The 16935-nt window shown below is 47.7% G+C and carries 12 protein-coding genes; 5 read left to right on the forward strand and 7 right to left on the reverse strand.

Annotation, left to right across the window (positions count from 1 at the left end; all coding sequences use genetic code 11):
• Nucleotides 1-349: 349 nt before the first annotated feature.
• From pdhA to Q0502_RS15965, 5 genes are all read left to right on the forward strand, one after another.
• Nucleotides 350-1459 carry a pyruvate dehydrogenase (acetyl-transferring) E1 component subunit alpha gene (gene pdhA, locus Q0502_RS15945; protein WP_298652902.1) on the forward strand — a complete coding sequence of 370 codons (1110 nt, stop codon included), beginning with the start codon at nucleotides 350-352 and terminating at the stop codon, nucleotides 1457-1459.
• On the forward strand, nucleotides 1456-2433 hold the full coding sequence (locus tag Q0502_RS15950) for an alpha-ketoacid dehydrogenase subunit beta (RefSeq protein WP_298652905.1): 978 nt from the start codon (nucleotides 1456-1458) through the stop codon (nucleotides 2431-2433). Before pdhA ends, Q0502_RS15950 begins: the two co-directional genes overlap by 4 nt.
• Before the next feature lie 103 nt (nucleotides 2434-2536).
• On the forward strand, nucleotides 2537-3892 hold the full coding sequence (locus Q0502_RS15955; RefSeq protein WP_298652909.1) for a dihydrolipoamide acetyltransferase family protein: 1356 nt from the start codon (nucleotides 2537-2539) through the stop codon (nucleotides 3890-3892).
• A 395-nt stretch (nucleotides 3893-4287) separates the two neighbouring features.
• Complete coding sequence (locus tag Q0502_RS15960; RefSeq protein WP_298652912.1) at nucleotides 4288-5121, forward strand: ROK family protein; 834 nt, start codon at nucleotides 4288-4290, stop codon at nucleotides 5119-5121.
• A gap of 43 nt (nucleotides 5122-5164) precedes the next feature.
• Nucleotides 5165-5767 (forward strand): SagB/ThcOx family dehydrogenase, encoded by a 603-nt coding sequence (locus Q0502_RS15965; protein WP_298652915.1) that lies wholly within the window; start codon nucleotides 5165-5167, stop codon nucleotides 5765-5767.
• 126 nt (nucleotides 5768-5893) lie between these two features.
• Here Q0502_RS15965 and Q0502_RS15970 read toward each other — a convergent pair whose 3' ends face one another.
• The 7 genes from Q0502_RS15970 to Q0502_RS16000 form a co-directional block, all read right to left on the reverse strand.
• Nucleotides 5894-7315 carry a sialate O-acetylesterase gene (locus tag Q0502_RS15970; RefSeq protein ID WP_298652917.1) on the reverse strand — a complete coding sequence of 474 codons (1422 nt, stop codon included), beginning with the start codon at nucleotides 7313-7315 and terminating at the stop codon, nucleotides 5894-5896.
• A gap of 480 nt (nucleotides 7316-7795) precedes the next feature.
• Nucleotides 7796-8191 (reverse strand): heavy-metal-associated domain-containing protein, encoded by a 396-nt coding sequence (locus Q0502_RS15975; protein WP_298652920.1) that lies wholly within the window; start codon nucleotides 8189-8191, stop codon nucleotides 7796-7798.
• Between the two features lie 172 nt (nucleotides 8192-8363).
• On the reverse strand, nucleotides 8364-9989 hold the full coding sequence (locus Q0502_RS15980; protein ID WP_298652923.1) for an efflux RND transporter periplasmic adaptor subunit: 1626 nt from the start codon (nucleotides 9987-9989) through the stop codon (nucleotides 8364-8366).
• An 80-nt stretch (nucleotides 9990-10069) separates the two neighbouring features.
• Complete coding sequence (locus tag Q0502_RS15985) at nucleotides 10070-11602, reverse strand: TolC family protein (RefSeq protein ID WP_298652926.1); 1533 nt, start codon at nucleotides 11600-11602, stop codon at nucleotides 10070-10072.
• A 13-nt stretch (nucleotides 11603-11615) separates the two neighbouring features.
• The gene (locus Q0502_RS15990) at nucleotides 11616-15440 is read right to left on the reverse strand and encodes an efflux RND transporter permease subunit (RefSeq protein WP_298652928.1); all 3825 of its coding nucleotides are present in this window, start codon (nucleotides 15438-15440) and stop codon (nucleotides 11616-11618) included.
• 138 nt (nucleotides 15441-15578) lie between these two features.
• Nucleotides 15579-16058 (reverse strand): hypothetical protein, encoded by a 480-nt coding sequence (locus tag Q0502_RS15995; RefSeq protein ID WP_298652931.1) that lies wholly within the window; start codon nucleotides 16056-16058, stop codon nucleotides 15579-15581.
• A 184-nt stretch (nucleotides 16059-16242) separates the two neighbouring features.
• Nucleotides 16243-16935 (reverse strand): 4Fe-4S dicluster domain-containing protein (locus Q0502_RS16000; RefSeq protein ID WP_298652935.1); only part of this gene is annotated, 693 nt, incomplete at its 5' end.

Below are 16935 nucleotides of genomic sequence, written 5' to 3' on the forward strand. Positions count from 1 at the left end.
AATAAAAGACATTATTTTCTACCCGGGTCGATATTGGTAAAGATGAAATGAGATGATTACAGTAGCAACTTTCCAAATGTCAGCGACTACCGTAATCCCTTTATTGCCGAAGTGATGAAAATATTAGGTTGAGCGCGCCAAAGAGGCGATTGAGGATTATTGTTGATTATTTTTAATGTCTGTTTGCGTCCCTTTTAAGAACTATTTATTGATCGGACTGTTATATTCACAGCAAAGAATTATTAAAATTTATTCGATTTCATCAGTCGTTTTCTCGCTATGGTATAGCCCGAACTTGTTCGGTCTCTACTCATTTAGCTTAATGAAAACATTCTAAATAGACAGATAAATGATCCAAAATGATTTACCTGCGGTTTTCCGTGATTTTAACCCACTAGAAGATAAGATGCTGCAAGTCATCGACAACGAGGGCAACGTGGTCAATAAAAAGCTGATGCCTGCGTTGGATGACGAAACGATTATAGATGCCTATAAGCAGATGTTGTATGAGCGGATAGCCGACGAAATGGCTGTCTCTTATCAGCGTCAGGGGCGGATGTACACCTATACGCCCAATATAGGGCAGGAGGCCATCCATATTGCCGCTGGCATGAATATCCGGAAGGAGGACTGGCTGGTTCCTGCGTTTCGTGAAATGGGCACCCTGTTGGCAAAAGGGGGTACCATGAAAGAGATGTTCCTGTTTTATCTCGGGAATGAACATGGCGGCAGTTTCAGGAATGTACGCCATGTGTTGCCTATAGCTATCTCCATCGGGACGCAGTTTCACCATGCCGTTGGTATCGGATATTCCGTCAAATACCAGAAAAAGGATGAAGTGGTTTTCACTTTTATCGGCGATGGCGGCACTTCGGAAGGGGATTTCAGCGAAGGGTTGAATTTTGCCGGTGTATGGCAGGTTCCCGTAATCTTCACTATACAGAATAACCAGTATGCCATTTCCGTGCCGGTAAAAGCGCAGACCAATTCGGTCAACCTGGCCGTGAAATCGGTCGCTTTCGGTATCCCCGGTATTAAAGTAGACGGAAACGATTTTTTTGCCATGTATCTCGCCTATAAAACGGCATCCGAATATGCCCGGTCGGGAGGGGGAGCCATGCTGATTGAAGCATTCACCTACCGCCTTGGCGCACATACCACGTCGGATGATCCCTCGAAATACCGAAAGAAGGAGGAGGAGACGATGTGGGGACTGACCGATCCGCTGATTCGTTTGAAGCGTTATATGCAAAGTGAGGGAGTATGGAATATCGATGAGGAGAAACTGATCCAAGAGTATAAATTGCAGATCGATGCCCAGTTTGTGGAAGCGGAAAACAACAAGTCTTATCCGGTGGATGATGTATTCGGACATATGTATACCGATATGCCGGATGAATTAAAGAGACAAAAGATGGAGTATGAACAATTCTTAAGCTGGAAGGAGAACAGAAGATGAGCGTAATGACAATGGTGAAAGCGATAAATAATGCGCTCGATATAAAGCTGAACGAAGATAGTAGTATTGTTATCTACGGCGAAGATGTAGGTGTGGAAGGGGGCGTTTTCCGTGTGACCGAAGGGTTGCAGCAGAAATATGGCGCCAATCGTGTCTTCGACTCCCCCCTGGCGGAATCGGCTATAGTAGGTACTGCCCTGGGAATGGCTGTTTCGGGACTCAGGCCCATTGTGGAACTGCAATTCGAGGGTTTCACCTTCCCGGCATTTAATCAGATACTCTCCAACGTTGCCCGTATGCAGAACCGTTCCCGCGGAAAATTCGGAGTTCCTATGGTAATCCGCTTTCCCTACGGGGGCGGTGTCAATGCGTTGGAACATCATTCCGACAGCCCGGAGGCCCTTTTTGCGCATATACCGGGACTTAAGGTGGTAATCCCCTCCACTCCCCACGATGCGAAGGGAATGATGATTGCTGCCATCGAGAGTAGTGATCCTATTATCTTTATGGAACCGAAACGTATCTACCGTGCCATCAAACAGGAGGTTTCCGAAGAGAAATTTACGCTTCCTCTGGGTAAGGCTAAGGTGGTTAAGGAAGGAACGGATATCACGGTAGTGGCTTTCGGCGCCATGATCCGTGAGTGTCAGAAAGCAATTGCCGTGGCACAGGAGGCCGGTATTTCAGTAGAGTTGATTGATCTGCGTTCCATTTACCCTATTGATAGGGAGACGATCCGTAATTCCGTGAGAAAAACGGGGCGGATGATCGTTGTGGCGGAAGCGCACGAATCGTTCAGTGTCGGGTCGGAGTTGATCGCCGTGGCCAACGAAGAGGCTTTCCTCTACTTAGAGGCGCCACCGAGAAGAGTGATGGGGTTTGATACTATTGTCCCCTTAGCACAGGGAGAAAAATATTATATTATTTCGCCCGACCGTATTTTTTATGAAATAGAAAAGAGCGTTAAATTCTAAAAGAAAAGAAATCAAGAAGTTGAGAAGTCAGGAAGTTTAGAAATCTTGAATCTTGAATCTCGATTCTTGAATTTTAAATCTTGAATTTTAAATTTTTAATCGTATGAGGTTTACATTTAATTTCCCCGATTTAGGTGAAGGACTCGAAGAAGGAACCATATTGGAGTGGTTTGTATCAGAAGGAGAGTTTGTGAAGGTAGGTGATTCCCTCGTACAGATGGAAACCGACAAGGTAGTGGCCGATATCCCTTCTCCGAAGAGCGGAACTATTGTCACCCGTTACGGGAATGTGGGTGATGTGATCCATGTGGGTTCACCGCTTGTAGAAATTGAAACAGAAGGAGCCGGGAAAGAGCTGGGAAGTGGTGAAGACACCGGGGAAAACGCAGAAAGGGTTGAAAATATACAGGAAATTGCCGACGCCGATACCCAGGGGATTGTAAAAGCAGACCAACCTATCCCGGCCGGCGCAGAACCGGAAGAAGGTGCGGCGGTAGTAGGTACAATGGAAGTGGCAGGTGAAGGCGCCTTGTTGGCTGCGAGCGATGAAGGATCCGGAACAGATAAACCAGATGAAGGGTTGCGGAAAGTGCTGGCAACACCGGTGGCACGTGCCATGGCAAAAGAGATGGGTATCGATATCAATAATGTACCCGGCAGTGGCCCCTCGGGAAGGGTGAAGAAAGAGGATATCCTGAATTTCAAATCACCGTCCATGGAAATGAGTGGTAGAGCAGAAACTTTTAAAACCGAAGTGGAGGATGTAACCTACAAACCGCTTACGCAAATCAGGAAGACCATTGCGAAGAATATGCTTCACTCTAAACATAACGCAGCACATATGTCGGTTTTTGAAGAGGTGGAGATATCCGTATTGAAGGAGGTGGTCACCAGGTACAAGCCAAAATTTGCCGATAAAGAGGTGAAGCTAACCTACCTTTCCTTTGTCGTAAAAGCGGTGGCGCAGGCATTGAAACAGCACCCTCAACTCAATTCCCAGATCGATACGGAAAATAACCGGATGATCTATCGCAACCGTTATCATATCGCTATCGCAGTGGATGCCCCCGACGGATTGGTGGCTCCCGTAATCCGGGATGCAGACCGTTTGTCTATTTTCGAAATAGCAAGAAAAATAGGGGAACTGGCCCAAAAGGCGCGGGAGAGAAAATTAGTGCTGGAGGATATGAAAGAGGGATCTTTCACCATCACCAGCTTCGGTTCTATCGGCGGTATCTTTGCCACGCCGGTGATCAATTACCCGCAAGCCGGCATATTGGGTATCGGGCGTATCCTGAAAACACCTATCGTGAAAGATGATGAAATTGTCATCGGCAATATCATGCCAGTTTCGCTTACGGTCGACCACCGTATTGTAGACGGAGGAGAAACCACCCGCTTTGTCAAGAGGGTAATGGAATACCTTTCCGATCCCGTTTCATTGTTAATGGACGAATAGAAGGAATAGATATATAAATAGAGCCTGTATTTGCTGTTGTAGAAACGAGCATGAAAACCGTTTTACACAAGAATATGATTAAAGCGAGTTGCCTTCAGATAAGATTTTTAATGGAAGTCGGCGATTCGCTTTGCTCACTTATCATATGATACCTTTAAAAATAAATATTTTAACCATATGAATTTTGTATATACATTTGAATAATATAGGATGCGTCTCGGATAAATTCAATGAGTTAGACTATTTGAGTCGCCTTCGCTCCTCGATTTTCAATTCTGCATTCGGCAAAACGAGTTTACTCGTTCTGCACTCTCTAAACGAAATAGTTCAAACAAGTTTGGCTTATCTGTCGGCTTTATTTATATTTGTGTATAAAATTGAAATAGAGTAAATATATGGAAAACATTCTTGGTATTGATATGGGGGGTACTTCCATCGTTGGAGGTCGGATCGAAGGTGATGTTATAGCCGAGCAGATTACAGTGGATACCTGCGCCCAGGAGGGGGGTGACAAGACATTGAATATCCTGAAAGAACTTATCCGTCAGCTAAAGACTACTGATACCAGGGCGATCGGTATAGGTGTTCCGAGTGTGGTGGACAGGGAAAAAGGGATCGTTTATAATGTACAGAACATAAAAAACTGGGATGAGGTACATCTGAAATCACTGCTTGAAGCGGAATTTGAACTGCCGGTCCATATTGACAATGATGCCAATTGTTTTGCTTACGGAGAGAAGATCTACGGTAAAGGTCAGAATTTTGAAAATTTTGTCGGTATTACGTTAGGAACAGGTGTAGGAGGAGGCATTATTCAGGATAATCATCTGCTATTCGATTCCAATTGCGGTTCCGGAGAGTTTGGGGAAATACCCTATCTCGATTCGATCCTTGAAGAATATTGCGGAAGTCGTTTTTTTACCCGTACGGTAGGCCGTTCGGGGTACGAAATTGCATTAAAGGTACGGGAAGGGGATATAGAATCGATCGAAGTATATAATCAATATGGAAAACATATCTCGGTGTTAGTGAAAATAATACTGCTGATCCTTGATCCGCAGGCCATTATTTTCGGAGGTTCCATAACTCAATCATTCGACCTTTTCAAGGACGCCATGTATGAGAGTTTGAAGAATTTTCCTTATCCTAAATCGGTGGATAAAATTCAAATCCTGACATCCGATCTGCACAATATCGGAATTCTCGGAGCAGGCGCTTTATGTGTATGACCGTTTATCGAAATTTATCATAAAGTTTTATACATTATTTGTTATGATCCGATTTATCATTTTATCGTCTGTTTTTATCCTGAGTTGTTCCATATCGGCCCAGGATATCAGTTTGCCCGCGCCCTACAGAACAGGTGGAAAACCCCTGATGCAGGCGTTGAACGAACGAAGATCCATCCGTTCTTATCAGGATAAGGAATTAACCCTTCAGCAACTGTCCGATCTGTTATGGGCGGCCAATGGGTTCAACCGTGACGACAAGCGTACGGCGCCAACGGCAAACAATCGTCAGGAACTGGAGTTGTATGTGACAACGAAGAACGGGGTTTATTTTTACGATGCCCGTAACCATCGGCTAAGAGAAGTAAAAAAAGGTGATCATCGTGCCGAGGCAGGGACTCAGGATTTTGTCGCGCGGGCAGCGCTCAATCTAATCTTTGTTTCCGATATGGAGAAAGCCTCAGGCAGGGAATATGCCTTTACTAATTGTGGATTTGTAGCACAAAACGTTTATTTGTATTGTGCCTCCGAAGGGCTGGGGGCCGTTGTCCGCGGTTCCTTTGATAAGGACAAATTGAGCGATCTGCTCAATCTGAATTCTAACCAGGAGGTATTATTGACACAATCGGTCGGATATCCGGATTAACCTATACGCTACCGGGGCTATTGTAGAGAAGAGAGGTTCTTGAGTAAAGGAAAAATCCCCACTATCTATATGTGAGATAATGGGGATTTTTTGCCTTAAATGTTTTGTAAAGCGGAGATATTCTTCTTATTCTTTCTCAAATGAATCTGTTCTGAACGGTACTACCGGTAACTCGTGGGTTCCGGCAAGGTTACCTGTCTGAAAATTCCTGAAGCAATAACGGACAGCTACCGGTTGGGTAATCCCTTCACGGGATACTTCCACTTTTCCGTCACGCACTACAGCCTGGGCGGGAAGGAACTGGCCGTTTTCCGCAGCGATTTCGAACCCTTCGATACCATCTGTCCGGCTGAATCCTTCTTGTGCCTGATCGAAGGAAACAATTACCTTTCCGTCACGGATCTCCATAGATCGGTATTCCGGCCCGTGCGCGGCCACCCGTTCATATCCATAGGTCTTGTTGAGCGCCATAAATGCCAGCCGTTTTCCTACATCGGTTTTGTTGCGGGGGTGGATATTACGTAACTCATAAGGTTCTACCAGATCGTTCGTGGAAATCATTCCGCTGTGGGAGATCAGTTTCTGCGCTTTGAATTGTGCTTCGCGCAGGTAGGCAGCTCCCACGTCCTCGCCATTTCCATATTCAAAGGGGGCAATTTCCACATAGAAGAAAGGAAGGTCGGGATTATTCCACTGCTTGCGCCAGAGGGTCACCATATTGTGAAGACGCTCCGGATAGACCTGATGGGCGCCGACATTCGATTCGCCCTGATACCAGATAAAACCTTTTATCACGTAGTGGGTGATCGGATGTATCATGCCGTTATACATCAATAGCGGACGAGCCATCGGATGCAGTTTGTTGACCGCCTCCTCGCTCAGATCCACATCGGGATAGGTCTTCAGGATTTCCCTGTTAGTCCATCCTTCCACTTTTGTGCCTCCCCAGGAGGAGACAATGATGCCTACGGGCACATTCATCGATTTGTGAAGCGTCTCGGCAAAGAAAAATGCCGTAGCGCTGAATCCCGGTGAGTTGGCCGGATTACATACCTGCCAGCGCCCCCCTACACTCTCCAGTGGTTCAAACGACGGTGTCTTGGGAATTGTGACAAACCGGATGGCCGGGTATTGTCCGGAGAAAGCGATGGTTTCGTTCGCATCCATGATGGGATTATTGTAAAACCCATTGAGAGGCATCTCCATATTACTCTGTCCCGATGCCAGCCACACCTCGCCGATCAGGATATCTTTGAGTACCACCTCTTCACCATCGGAAACCGTAATGGTGCGGGGAGTGAAACCTGCTTCGGGCGTTTCGATCACGGCGAACCAGTTTCCCTTATCGTCAGCTGTGACACGTACTGCGGTCTCACTCCAGCAGGGTTTTACTTCCACCGTTTTACCTTGTTCAGCTTTTCCCCATATATTCACCCTGCTGCTCTGTTGCAGCACCATTCCGTCGCTCAGGATTTCAGGCAGTACCGGCTTTCCGTATAATGCCAGGCCGAGAGTGAGAAGTACCGGTAATAGAAAAATTCGTTTCATTTGTTTTAGTTTTTAATATGCTTGGAATTTCAATAGATATTGTATTGATTAAGAAATAAGATTGCTGATAATCAGGTTCCTAATATATTGTTTGATATAAACTCTCATGATGATATATTTAATTCCGGTTTTATCTTTGTCGGACAGTAATATGATTGCACGAAATAATATGACCGGAATTGATATTCATGATTTCAAATTCGCACAAATATAGTGAAAGCCGAGAGAAAAATCAAGCTTGCTTGAATTTTTCCGAGGCGCATCCTATATTATGGAAATTTAGTGAATTTTCGTAACAGTAGGCAAAAATCCAAAGATATTTGTGGCATAGACAGGTATGAAAATTTCCGTCAGGGCCCAAGCTCCGCTGTATTACGGTGCCGGGCATATCTGACGGAATTTCTCAAAACCGGAGAAAAAGAGACTTGTGGTACTTTTCTCTTCTCCTTCTCCCGGTATTATCAATGGAATCCGGGAAAATTAACCTCTGTATTTACAGCAGGCCGGTAATGCATCATAGGTGGCCTGGTCGGCTTTATCCCTGTCGGTATCATATCCCACTCTGGCAATGGCTTTGCTGATGGCATCAATATTGGTCTGCTGCGGATTAAAATGCAGATGGAGCTCTTTTTTATCCAAATCCCATTCGGCCGTCGATACGCCGTCGACACTTTTGGCGGCGGTTTCGATATTTTCTTTGCATATTTCACAAAGTCCTTGCACACCCAGTAGGGCATGCTCGTCGTGATGTCCCGTTCCGGCAGATGTTTCCGTTTCTGTCTGGGCTGCTCCGGAGCCGCTTTTGGAGCTGCCCGAATTACATGCCGCGAACAATACGGTCGCAGCGATCATTGCTGATAATACATACTTCTTCATTTTAATTCATTTTTTAATTAGCGTTTATATTGAATAAAGGATTATTTTATTTCCAAACGTTACGGTTAAAACCGCTGGCTTTAGCCGAAATACAACCCACCTATTTTAGGGGGTGGGTGTTTATTCCCTGTTTTGCCGCAATCAGAGAGGGCAAATATAACTATTTTTTCATTCAACGGAGTTTACCCCTGTATTTGCAACACGCGGGCAGGGCGTCATAAACCTTTTGGTCGGCTTTGTGCTTATCCGTGTCGTGGCCCGCTTTGGCGACTGCCTGGGAGATTTTGTCGATATCGGTTTGTGCGGGATCGAAGTTCAGGTGCAATTGCTTCGTAGCCTGATCCCACGAGGCCGAAGATACGCCTTTCACACTCCGGGCGGTTTTCTCGATACGATCTTTACACATCTCGCAAAGCCCCTGTACCGTCATCATCGCATGTTCATGACCGGCGGGAGCAGGATTATGCGCAGGATCGCCGCTTCCCTGTGTGGAGTGGCCTTCGTGGCCGGTAACGGCACGGCCGGCCTTATCGTTCATCATGCTGCGCTTTCCGGCAAGCTGGGCGCTCGCATCGATGGTAAAAGCGCCATTCGTCACGATCTCATCTCCATCGTCTATCCCTGAAAGAACCAGGTGGGCATCCCCGAGCGAAGGCCCGAGTTCTACTTCCCGGAGCAGGTATGATGGCGTTTCGGTACCGGATTGCTTCAGATACACTATGGAACGCTTGCCTGTCCATAAAACCGCCGATTTGGGAATGACGATTTCGTTATTGTACTGCTTCAACGGCGCATTGACAAGGGCGTTGGCATACATCCCGGGCATCAGTTCCATACGCGGATTGGTTGTCTCAACCCTGATCTTGGCGGTGCGGGTCGCCGGATCGAGGATCGGATTGATAAAAGAGATCCTGCCGGAAAATGTTTTCCCCGGAAGTGATTGAAGGGCATACTCCAACTTATCGCCTACCTTTAAAAAGGGAAGGTCGGTCTCATATGCATCGAAAACCGTCCACACCCGGGAGAGGTCGGCAATATCGAACAGAATAGTGCCGGCATTGACATAATCACCCTGGTTGATATTCTTCGAAACGACAATACCGCCGGTATTGGCCGTAACATCGATCAACGGTGAGACTTCACCCGATCGTTCAATCGCGGCTATCTGTTCGTCCGACAACTTCCAGAGCGACAGTTTTTCTCTTACCGCCTGCAGCAATGCCGGCTGGATATCTTTCATTTTTACTGCTTCCAGTAATTCCTGCTGTGCACTTAACAGGTCAGGCGAATAAATGGTCGCGATGGATTGTCCCTGCCGTACACTTTCGCCGGTAAAGCTGACCATAAGCTTCTCGATACGTCCGCTCACGTGGGACGTCTGCGACTGCGAAAGCCGTTCGTCTACCAGGATAGTCCCATAAAGGCGAATGTCTTTTACCGGGTTTTCCCGACTGACAACCGTTGTTTGAATATTGGCCAGCGCAACCGCTTCGGCACTTAATTGAATGGCGTTGGGATCGATGGCTGCATCACCTGATCCGGTTGTTGTCAAGGGAATCAGATCCATTGCACAAAGGGGGCATTTCCCAGGCTTATCCATCCGTATCTGTGGGTGCATGGAGCAGGTCCATATCTCTTCACCGTGATCATGATCCTGATCGTGTTCCGCCGTTGCCGCCCGGTCGTCCGATGAGGAGCCACCCGGGAAGATTAACCACCCCAGGAATAATCCTGCCAGAAGGATCAATCCGTATGTGACATATTTATTGTTCACTGCTTTTTTTATTTTGGTGTTCATACGATTATTTTTAAAACTAAGAATGAATAGTGAAAAGTGAAAAATTATCGAATCATCCCATCGTCTTTACTCTTTGCTCTTTATTCTTTATTCTCCTGAAATGAGATGAGTTTTTGTATCGAAGCTACCATCGTATTGTATTCAGCGACGGCTTGCGCTTTTTTCAAGCGGTAATCAAGCGATTGACGCTGCACCTGTATAACATCGCTAAGGTCGCTTTTTCCCGAGATGAATTCCTGCACCAGCAGATGATATGTTGTCCGCGCGAGTTGGGATTGCTTTTCATACAGGGCGATTTTTCTCGATGCATCATCCAGCGAGTGTCTGGTACGGTAGAGTTCGGTCTGCAGGGCGTTTTGCGTGTCCGCATATTGCTGACGGCTTGCCTGCCACCGGATGTTGCTCTCCTTTTGTTGCGCCTTGTATTTGCTACGATAGATAGGGAGGCTGATGGACACCATCGGCATGATCATATCCATACCGTTCATATCCGTCGCCGGAAGACCTGTGTGGCCCATATCCATGCGTTTGGCGATTACTGAATACTGAAGCCCTATGCCCACCATCGGATAACTCATCTTTTTATCCATCTCCGCTTTGGCTTTGTAGGCCGATCCTTCTTCGTCGATCATAGCCAGCATCGGATTGTGCTGATTGATCTGTTCTGCCGTTACGGCGACATCTAACGAAAAAGGGATCGGGATGATCGAGTCGGGCAGGTGTACCTTACTATCGGACTGCCTGTTCAGTAACGCGTTGAAGGCAGCTGTTTCGGCATCGATTTGGGACAAAATGCTCTCGATGTTATTCTCCAGTTCGGCAATTTCCAATTGCACCCGCAATACATCCGCCATCCCGGTGGAGGTACTCATGTTTTGCATGCTTGTACCGGAACTCATGGAGGACATCGACCCGCCCGTAGTTGAAGACTGGGTAGCGGCTCCTCCCATAGTGGAACCCATGGATCCCATACTCCCCATATTTCCTGTCGTACCTCTACTACCAGGACCGATCGGTGTGGAACCTGTTACCGGAGATATCGACGTGCGACCGCCGGAGGCCGGGTTTCCTGCCGGAGAAGCGGAAAACCTGCGCAGAGCCAGTGTTTCCAACTGCGCAAGATAACCTTTATTCTCGCGGCTGTTGATCAACTGCTGCTGCAAGCTGCAAAGCAGGAACCATTGCGTATAGACCTGCAGGTAGAGATTGTCCCGGGTTTCCCGGAATTGCTCGAAAGCCATATTGGCCATGTGTTCGGCTTCGGTGCGTGCCGCCTTGCGGGTTCCGAACCAGGAGAACATCTGCATTACTGTGAAATCGGCGATCTGTCGTCCGTCGATGATTTCCATCGGTTGCAGAAAGAAGCCGATATCCAATTGAGGATCAGGGAAGGCGCCTGCCTGCGGCATCTTTTCCAGCGATGCCTTGTATGTCAGGAAATCAGTCCTTACAGCAGGGTTGTTGCGGGCTGCCGTTTCCAGATAGTGAGCGAGAGAATCGGATGCCTGTTGAGGGGTAAAGGTGGCGGTGGATGCATCGGTCTGGGCGAATGTGGTGGCGACCGTTACCGGTACGAACAGCAGTGTAATGAAAAATATTTTTAATGTAAACATATCTCTTTTGTTTTTATTCTTTAATGCTACCGTGTTTTTTGATTACTGATTCGCGCCACCAGCATTGAAGGACCGGCACAACGAATATTGTCATGGATTGAATCAACATTCCTCCGAAAGTGGGTATCGCGATCGGTACCATAATATCAGATCCTCTTCCTGTAGAGGTCAGGATAGGCAGTAACGCAATCAACGTAACGGCGGTGGTCATGGCGGCGGGGCGGACACGACGTAAGCCTGCGTAAACGACTGCCTCCCTGATCTCTTCTTTGGTTTGCGGATTACGCTCAAGGAATGTGTCGTGTATGAACGAGCCCATCAATACACCGTCGCTGGTGGAGATACCGAACAAGGCAATAAAGCCCACCCATACGGCGATACTCAGGTTGACCGGGCGCATTTGGAACAGGTCGCGCATATTCACGTCGCCGATCGAAAAATTCAGGAACCACGGCTCCCCATATAACCATAGTAAGATAAACCCTCCGGCAAAAGCGACGAATACGCCTGAAAAATGAATAAATGACGCCGTAATGGTCTTGAACTGAAAATAAAGAATGACCAGAATCAGGATCAGGCATAGCGGAATCAGTATCAATAAACGATTGGCTGCGCGTTGCTGTTGCTCATAATTGCCGGCGAACGTATACGATACCCCTTTAGGAAGCTGCAGTTCACCGGAACTTATTTTGTCTTTAAGCACATTGTCGGCTTCTTTGACGACATCGACCTCTGCCTTTCCGACAATCTTGTCGAAGATGACATATCCTATTAGAAAAGTGTTCTCACTCTGAATCATCTGAGCCCCGCGGGTATATCCTATGTCGGCCACTTCTTTCAAGGGTATTTGTGCGCCGGTTGCGGTGGGGATGATCAGGTTGCCCATCTCTTCGGGGTTTTCGCGCAGTTCACGCGGATACCGTAGCCGCACGGGGAACCGTTCACGGCCTTCCACCGTAGTAGTCAACGGCATACCCCCCACTGCCGCGCTGATGACGTCCTGTAAGTCGGCTACCGTAATGCCGTATCGCGCCATATTTTGCCGGTTCAGGCTGATCTCCAGGTAGGGAGCACCCACGGCGCGGTCGTAAAATACTGTGGAAGGCAAAATCGACGGCACCTCTTTCAAAGCCGCTTCAAGGAGTTTTCCTCCCTCTTCGATCGATTCGAGATCGGGTCCCGACACTTTCAGCCCCATCGGTGCACGCATGCCGGTTTGCAGCATTACCAGCCGTGCTTCGATAGGTTGAAGTTTGGGTGATGAAGTGAGTCCCGGCAGATGCGATACGTTCACGATCTCCTGCCATATATCGTCGGCGGATTTGATTTGCGGACGCCATTGACGGAAATAATCCCCCCTGTTGTCAACGATCAGGCTGTCCGCAGGAATCAACCGGAATCCGTCTTCAGGATTGTAAGTCGATCCGCCTTGCAGCAGATATTCTCCTTTGCGGTTGGTTTTAAACCGCATACGCCGCCCGTCCTGATCGAGAATATATTCCGGGCGGTAATTGATGACGTTTTCGAACATTTGGGTGGGGGCGGGGTCAAGCGCCGAATTTACGCGTCCCCATTTACCGACGGTCGTCTCCACTTCGGGAATGTTACTTATCCGTTTATCCAGTGCCTCCACAAATTGCAGGTTTTGCTCAATGCCGGTATGGGGCATGCTTGTCGGCATAAGCAGAAAAGAACCTTCGTTGAGGCTTGGCATGAATTCTTCGCCAATACCGGGAAATTTATCGGTCGATGCCTGCCAGAAGTCCGTCTGCCGGAAATTTTTCCACCCCACTGTCTCGAATCCTTTTGCGATAAAGCCGAATATTGTATCGAATCCCAGCCAGATGGTCACCCCGAATAACAAAGTAAAAAGGGGGATCACCATAAACTTCCACCGGTTGGCCAAACACCACCGTATCAGTCGTTCGTAATTATTGATCAGGAGGGTGAAGAATCCCAGGATTAATCCGATGAAAGCGATCACTATCAGGAAATTCATCACGAATCCCTTCTGCGGTCCCATCGGCAGCCATTCCGTCGTCAGGAAAACGGTGGCCGCAAGAATCGCGATCCCTGCAGTGATATAGGTCGTCATTTTTTTATTTTTCCACCGGCGCGCGTATAAGTTGTTTATTCCGAACAAGGGCAACACAATTGCTGCATATACTCCCGTGAAGACAAACAGTACGACACCCCCTGCGATTAGTGCAATATTGAGGGTTTTCCGTACGGTTTCAGAGGATACTCTGACCGAAAAGAAATAATACGTTAAGGTCGGAACAACCGTCATTCCCAGAATCAGGGCCGATATCAGTGTAATGGTCTTTGTATAGGCAAGCGGTCTGAAAAGCTTACCTTCCTGTGCTTCCAGAAAGAAAACGGGTAGGAAGCTGACAATGGTGGTAAGCATAGCCACAATGGTGGGCGTGGAAACTTCGCTCACCGCCCGGTGTATCAATTGGACAAAAGCTTTGCCTTTTGTAATGCCTTTGTTCTCAGGCTTCTCCATATGCTGAATGACGATTTCCACGAAGACGACACCGATATCCGTCATAACTCCCACTGCGATGGCGATCCCCGACAAGGCGACGATATTGGCGTCGATATGAAGTAACCGCATCACGATAAACGTCGCCAATACCGCTATGGGGAGCAGGCTTGATATCACGACCGATGCCCGCAAATTGACAATAATGATGATAATAACGATGATACTGATGATCATTTCGAGTGTCAGGTCGTCTTCGAGTGTGCCAATAGTTTCCTGTATCAGTCCTGAGCGGTCGTAGAAGGGAACTACGGTCACTTTCGATACCGTGCCATCGTCAAGTACCTTTTGCGGCAATCCGGATTCTATTTCGTTGATCTTCTTTTTTACGTTATCGATTACCTGAAGCGGGTTCGAACCGTAACGGGCGACGACCACGCCACCCACGGCTTCCACCCCTTCCTTATCGAGTCCACCGCGTCGGGTGGCCGGGCCGATATTGACAAAAGCCACATCTTTTATCTTTACCGGCACTCCGTTACGTACGGTGACTACCGCCTCTTCGAGGTCGGAGACGTTTTTGATGTATCCGAGGCCGCGTACCAGATATTCTGCTTTATTGATCTCAATCGTTTCTGCGCCGATATCAAGGTTGCTTTTCTGCACGGCACTCATGATGTCCATGATAGAAACGCCAAAAGCCCGCATGGCATTGGGATTGATCTCGACCTGATACTCTTTTACGAATCCTCCGATAGAAGCGACCTCCGATACCCCCTCGGCTGTGGAGACGGAATAACGCACATAGAAATCCTGCACGGTGCGCAGTTCGTCGGGATCCCATCCACCTGTAGGTTCACCTGTGTCGGGATTGCGCCCCTCAAGCGTGTACCAGAATATCTGTCCGAGCGCTGTGGCATCGGGACCGAGACTCGCTTGGACGCCTTCGGGCAGCGTGCCGGCCGGCAGGGAGTTGAGTTTTTCCAGGATGCGTGAACGACTCCAGTAAAACTCTACGTCTTCATTGAAGATAATATAGATGAACGACATGCCGAACATGGAGGTGCTACGGATGGTCTTTACACCCGGAATACCCAGCAGCGAAGTAGTCAGCGGGTAAGTAACCTGGTCCTGTATATCTTTGGGAGAACGCCCCATCCATTCGGTAGCGACGATCTGTTGGTTGTCGCCGATGTCGGGGATCGCATCCACCGGTACCGGATTGCGGGGCAGGATGCCTCTGTCCCAGTTAAAAGGAGCGGTGGACAATCCCCATGCAATGATCGCTACTAACAATAGCAGCGTGATAATTCTGTTTTCAAGAAAATATCGAATGATTTTGTTGAGCATATTGAATTTGATTTTATGATTATACCTAACAGTGAGTAAATCTGTCAGATATGGTTACGGGAATGATTGGCCTTTATCTGTGAGACCAATCCCTATGATGCCGATCATTTCGTCCTGCAAACGATCGGTTTCGTAAAATCAAATACGGTAAATACAGATGTAAGTGAGCAGGCTTACATCTTTCAGGAAAAGACCTTCCGGAGGAAAGTCCGGATGAGAGGTACGGAGAATGTCAGTTTCGGTATCCGGTAATTTGAACAGCCGGGTCAGAATAGCTCCCACATTGTCAATGGAGAGAGGCAAAAGGTGGCAGACCTGCTGCTCTGCTTTATTCTGATAATCATCGGTGGTGAGTTCAAGTAGTTCTGTGTCGCAGCATCCGTCTCCGGCGGCATGCCATTCACAATCGTGACGGCCGGTTTCAGTCCTGTGCGAATCACAGCAGGAATGTTTGTCTCCCTGGTCTGCCGCATGTACAGTACCAATGTCTGTGGCGGTTTGCTGGGCGAACAGGTTGAGTGATTGCAACTCCCCACCACAATAATGCAATGCAATAACAGGTTGTATTGCAAAGATCATCATGATCGGAAGTAATAATATGGCAGTCGTTCTACGCATGTTCACTCACCTTATTGTTGACTAAAGTTAGTCGTTTTCCGCACTCGCTTAACGAGACGTTACAATCGGTACAACAAAGAAATACTTAACAAGTTTACAAAAGTATCAATTATTTTTTTGACTTAAAAATTAAAATAGGGTATGAATGCCGAAAATCAATGATGATCTATCATAACTTTCCCGATCAAAATCCGAAATCGTCTATCACGATCTCCTTCACCTCTTCGTGTTCGATCTCGATGATGTTTTGTGTTTGCAATCCCTCCACATAAATGGCTTTATAAGGGATAGCGGGACAGACATATTCGCAACCGCCGCAACCAACGCATATTTCCGGCCTGATCTCGGGAATGGTCAGCATTCCTTTATAGGGAACCATATGCACGGCCTGTGTGGGACAATGTTCCGAGCAGGCGCCGCAGCTTGTCTCGTCGTAATAGACGATACAGTTTTCGATGATCAGTTGCACCTGTCCCATCTGGGTATGGTTCTTTTCCTCTTTCGTCAGGGGGAGTATGGCTCCGGTGGGACATACCTCTCCGCAGATAGTGCAATCGTAATTGCAGAAGCCGTGGTCGAAATAGAGTTTCGGCTGCATCATTCCTCTCAGGCCGTATTCCAGAAAGGCCGGTTTGATCACATGCGACGGGCATTTGCTCACACAAAGGTGACAGGAGATACATTTCTCCCGCAAGTGGTCGAAGGTGGGTGCCCCGGGGGGTGCAATGGGGGTCTGTCGTTTAAAAGCCCTTTTGGGAAGTAAATCGTCTGTTGTCTCGCCTGATAACAGGACGCCACCCGTCTCTCCCGGAAATAAACTATCCGAGGCTACCTGCGCGATAAGGTTCCCTGCTGCCAGTCCCGTAACCAGGGAAGC

It is taken from the genome of uncultured Proteiniphilum sp., from assembly GCF_937873925.1.
Taxonomy (GTDB): Bacteria; Bacteroidota; Bacteroidia; order Bacteroidales; family Dysgonomonadaceae; genus Proteiniphilum.